4 protein-coding genes are annotated in these 4767 nt (G+C 41.6%); 3 read left to right on the plus strand and 1 reads right to left on the minus strand.

The window, feature by feature from the left end; translation table 11 throughout:
- Positions 1–827 (minus strand): AAA family ATPase (locus tag Q7J27_00005; GenBank protein MDO9527523.1); only part of this gene is annotated, 827 nt, incomplete at its 3' end.
- A 176-nt stretch (positions 828–1003) separates the two neighbouring features.
- Here Q7J27_00005 and Q7J27_00010 point away from each other — a divergent pair.
- The 3 genes from Q7J27_00010 to Q7J27_00020 are packed head-to-tail and all read left to right on the plus strand — an operon-like array spanning position 1004 to position 4625.
- A complete protein-coding gene (locus Q7J27_00010) occupies positions 1004–2236 on the plus strand; it encodes a site-specific integrase (protein MDO9527524.1) in 1233 nt (410 codons plus the stop codon).
- A gap of 2 nt (positions 2237–2238) precedes the next feature.
- A complete protein-coding gene (locus Q7J27_00015; protein MDO9527525.1) occupies positions 2239–3624 on the plus strand; it encodes a tyrosine-type recombinase/integrase in 1386 nt (461 codons plus the stop codon).
- The gene (locus tag Q7J27_00020) at positions 3621–4625 is read left to right on the plus strand and encodes a site-specific integrase (protein MDO9527526.1); all 1005 of its coding nucleotides are present in this window, start codon (positions 3621–3623) and stop codon (positions 4623–4625) included. Before Q7J27_00015 ends, Q7J27_00020 begins: the two co-directional genes overlap by 4 nt.
- Positions 4626–4767 lie beyond the last annotated feature (142 nt).

Raw genomic sequence — 4767 nt, forward strand, 5'->3', positions numbered from 1 at the left:
TCGATGATGATGCGCTTTCCGGGTTGCCCGCCATTATTGTCCTCAAGCTTGAAAAGATACGGTTGCAAAACCGCTTCCAGCACACTACGCAATCCGCGGGCGCCGGTGCCTCTTTCCGCGGCGATATGCGCGATTTTTTTCAGCGCCCCCTCTTTGAACTCAACTTCCACACCAAAAGAGCGGAAATATCCTTGGAATTCTTCCAGAATTGAGTCTTTGGGTTCAACCATAATGTGCGTAAGGTTGTCCTCGGAAAGCGGCGCAAGCGAGCAGATTACCGGGAACCGGCCCAGCAATTCCGGGATAAGTCCGTAACTTTCAAGGTCGGTAGACTCAATGGAAGAGCCGGCATTTTCCAAAGATGCGGAACTTGTTTTTGCTGAGACAAACCCGATTCCTGTTTTTTGGTGGCGATTCTTCTTAACAATCCGGTCCAGACCGTTAAAGGCGCCGGCCGCGATAAACAGTATCCGGCTGGTGTCAAATTCCATTTCCTGATTCAGGTGTTTGCCGAAGGAAACAGTCCGAGATCCATCCGATTCCAACAGGTCAAGAAGTTCTTCCTGAACGCTTCGACCGGAAACATCCCGGTTGGTATTATGGTCAAAATCGGAACCACGTTCGGCCAGTTTATCAAATTCGTCAATAAAGATTATGCCCTGTTCGGCCTTTTTCCTGTTTTCACCGGCTTTCTTGTAAAGTTCCTCCACCATGTCGCCGACTGAACGGCCGACATAGCCGGTCTCAGAATATTCGTTGGCGGAAGTGAACGCCACCGGCACCTTAAGGAAAGCGGCAAGGGTTCTTACCAGATAGGTCTTACCCACGCCGGTTGGTTATGTTGAGTCTTCATTTATGTGGAGTAACTCATATTCCTTCCCTTCTCTCCCTCACTAATATTCATTACTTACCTCTAATCACTCCACATTAATAAACCCACCTGAACGTGCTATACTTCCCGTTGGGTGCTTTATGTTATCATACATTCAAAAAGGAGGTGGATATGCACGATAAAGTTTTTCCAAAGCCTGCCATTGAGGCAAAACACCGTTCAGGATTGTTGGGTGCTCATTACGATTGCTTTGTAAAGTGGATGCAAAACAATGGCTATTCACGACATACCATACGATCTCATGTTCAAAGGATAACCCATTTTGCACATTATTTGCGTCAAAAAGGCATTTGTTCCATTCATCAACTGGAAGGAATAAACGGTAAAGAACTTCTGGATGCCTACCGACATTATTGTAAACACCGCGGTCTTGGACATAGAAGCTTTAGCTTAAAGTCTTATCTACAAGCTCTAAAAGAGGTTAATATAATTAGCAATTTGGCATCCAGGGATTCTTTATTATCGCCTTTAACCCAACAATTTTTAACTTTTCTCAGAGGTCAGAATAATTTAAGCGAAAATACTATTCGTCGACACATAGGCTGGGTTGAAAAATTCTTACGGTTTTTAGGTTACAGGAAGAACATATCTTCCATAGGAATAGCTGAGATTGATAGATTTATTGAACAGGAGGCTATTCGGTTAAAGCATGCTCCACATCGGTCATATGTTCATGCCTTGAAAAATTTCATCGGATTTCTGTATCATTCAGGGAAGATTCCTGTTGACTTCTCCTATCTTATTAGTAACCCTCGGCGTTACAAACTACAATCTCTTCCCAGCGTCTTGACCTACTCTGATGTTGAAAAGATTCTTAATGTTGTAGACCGGTCGACCAAGACAGGTCTTCAACACTATGCCATCCTTCTCCTTTTGACAACCTATGGTTTGCGGGCTGGAGAAGTAGCTAAGATTAAATTAGAGGATATTAATTGGAGAAAGGAAACCATTCATATCTCTGGAAGGAAAACAGGAAAAGACCTTTGGTTACCACTTACACCACAGGTGGGCAAGGCAATCCTTAAATATCTGAAGCATGCACGGTCTTCTTCAAAGTACCGCGAGATATTTCTTCACGTTTATGCTCCCCGGACTCCGCTAAACGGAAGCAATATTACTTATGTAGTAAATCGATATATTCAACTTGCTGGTCTAAATCTGCCACGAGGTGGAGCTCACATACTGAGACATAGTTTTGCTACCCATTTAATTCGGCAAGGAGTTTCACTTAAACATATAGGGGATTTGCTGGGACACCGTAATTTAGAATCAACTCATATTTATACAAAAACTGCTATAGAGCGACTTAGAGAGGTCGCGTTAGAAGTTCCGGAGGTGGAATAAACATGAGTAATAAAAATTTACCAATAGAGGTGCGAGAGTTAGTTGAAAAATTCATATCTAGAAATCCAAATCTTAAAGAACAGACACGACGTGGTGATCGATGTGCCATTTTGAAGTCTCTTTCTTATTTGGAGAAGAGTGCCTGGAAAAAAGGACTACCAATAAGTATCACACAAGCTACACTCATCCGCTGGTTAAAAAAGATGAAAAAGCGTTATGTCGCTTTGTATACAATAATGCCGCGGATGCGTAGAGTATCTAATTTTTTCCAGTTTCTAAAAAACAATGAATACTTGAAAGAAAACCCACTGAATCTATTAAAAAAGAAGTATCCCAGGAAAGGATTAAAGGCCGTAATCCTGGTATTGATGGAACCATCTCCACAAAAATTCTTGAAGGATTTGAAGCCGGTTCCTATATTTAGCAGTCCATTGGGAAAATCTATGCAGAATTTTATAACCTTCAGCCGAGCCCAGGGAAAATCTTATCACCAAGAAGAAAGAACTCTTTGCCACTTTGACCGTTTTTTGATATCGTATTCAGCTCCTCCTAAACAACTTTCTGATTCAATATTAAGGAAATGGAATAATCAATTCTTAGATAGAAGTGAAGCTCATCGATACAAAAGTTTTAGTGTAGTTCGACAATTTTGTCTTTATCTTCGGCGGTTTGATGCTGGTATCTATACCCCTGATACTTCACTTTCTCCACCTTGTCCCCAATCCTTTATACCTTATATTTATTCTAAAAAGGAAATAGTAACTTTACTTAGAAGATTACGTAAATCGAAACCTTCAAGGCAGTATCCTCTGCGTCCACAGATGCTTTATATTCTGGTTTTGCTTCTTTATACCACCGGAATGCGAATAAGCGAAGCAATGAAACTTCGTCTCAAGGACATAGACTGGAAGGAGGAAAAAATTTACATTCGTGAAACGAAATTTTTCAAAAGTCGTACTGTCCCACTCTCGCCTAGCATGGTGAAAGAACTAAAAAGCTATTTCCAATTGCGCGAACAAGCCAGATTACCAACTGATCCTGAGTCGTTCCTTTTTCAGAATCTGCATAGGCCAAGGCCTTGTGATAATAGCACCATATCAAAGTTATTCCGCCAGGCACTAAGAGATTTAGGGCTTAAACCAAAGCAGGGCAAAGGTGGGCCTCGTATTCATGACCTCCGTCATACTTTTGCCACATATCGTCTCGAAGAATGGTACCGGAAAGGAGAAGATATCCAGTCTATGCTGGGATTGATAAGTACCTATCTTGGGCATGTTGGTATCGCTAGCACTCAACGATATCTGACCATGACTACTGAATTACTCCAACAAGCATCCCAGCGTTTTAACCGGTACTTTAATCAAACGCAGAAAGGAGAACCAAAATGAATAACAATAGTTTCGCCACTCACATCCACAATTTCCTTCAAGATTATTTGATTCTTCAAAAAGGATTCAGCCGACATACCATGATGAGCTACCGGGATACTATCAAACTACTGCTCACCTTTAGCGCAGCCCATAAGAAAAAATCTATTACTGACCTGTTGTTGACTGATTTGACACAGAAGGTGGTACTTGATTTTTTGGACCATCTGGAAAAACAACGGAGCAATAGTACCCAAACCAGGAACATCCGCCTGGCCTGTGTGCATAGTTTTTTTCGTTACATAGCCAACCAGGACCCGTTGTTATTCGGCCATTGTCAAAGTATTTTGGCAATTCCTTTTAAACGCGCACCTATTCCCATAGTGGAATATCTGGAACAGGAAGAAATGAAGGCGATACTACAAGTAGTGGATCGTAACAGTCTTGATGGCTACCGGGACTATACCCTTCTTTTTTTCATGCACAATACTGGAGCCCGTGTTGAAGAAATTATTACTCTACGGACGAGGGCACTTCAATTAGATCGGCCATTTCAGGTTCGCATCTTAGGAAAAGGAAATAAAACTCGTTTATGTCCCTTGTGGCCAGAGACCGTTAATCTGCTTCGCTCCTTGCTCAAACAAAGAGCGGTTGATCCAATAACCAATGTGCCTGTTTTTGTCAACCACAGAGGAGAAATTTTAACACGTTATGGTGTCCGGTACCTACTAAATAAGTATGTTCAGATTGCTACTAAAAATTGTCCATCTCTCAAAGAAAAACATATCCATCCTCATAGTATTCGTCACACCTGCGCTATGCATCTACTTGAGTCAGGAGTGGATATTAATACCATTCGCTCTTGGCTTGGACACACCAACCTTGAAACAACCAATCGTTATGCAGAAATCAATCTTGAGATGAAACGAAAAGTGTTGGATAATTATCTGCCAATTAGTAAAGCTACTAAACGGCCTTGGAAGCAAAATAAGAATCTCATTCAATGGTTAGAGTCTCTCTGACATACGGAAATTAATGTGGAGTAATTACAGGCAGGTAGAGGGAAAATAACCAGTGTTAATGCGGATTAGAGGAGGGCTGTTAGAAATTACTCCACATAAATGAAGACTCAACATAAGCCGCTTTATGTGGAGCTCCACATAA

The organism is Syntrophales bacterium, assembly GCA_030655775.1.
In the GTDB taxonomy this organism is placed as follows: domain Bacteria; phylum Desulfobacterota; class Syntrophia; order Syntrophales; family JADFWA01; genus JAUSPI01.

Bases quoted from the DNA above. Each gene is read 5' to 3' on its own strand.
- Q7J27_00010 (MDO9527524.1), top strand. From the start codon at position 1,004: ATGCACGATAAAGTTTTTCCAAAGCCTGCCATTGAGGCAAAACACCGT.
- Q7J27_00015 (MDO9527525.1), top strand. From the start codon at position 2,239: ATGAGTAATAAAAATTTACCAATAGAGGTGCGAGAGTTAGTTGAAAAA.
- Q7J27_00020 (MDO9527526.1), top strand. From the start codon at position 3,621: ATGAATAACAATAGTTTCGCCACTCACATCCACAATTTCCTTCAAGAT.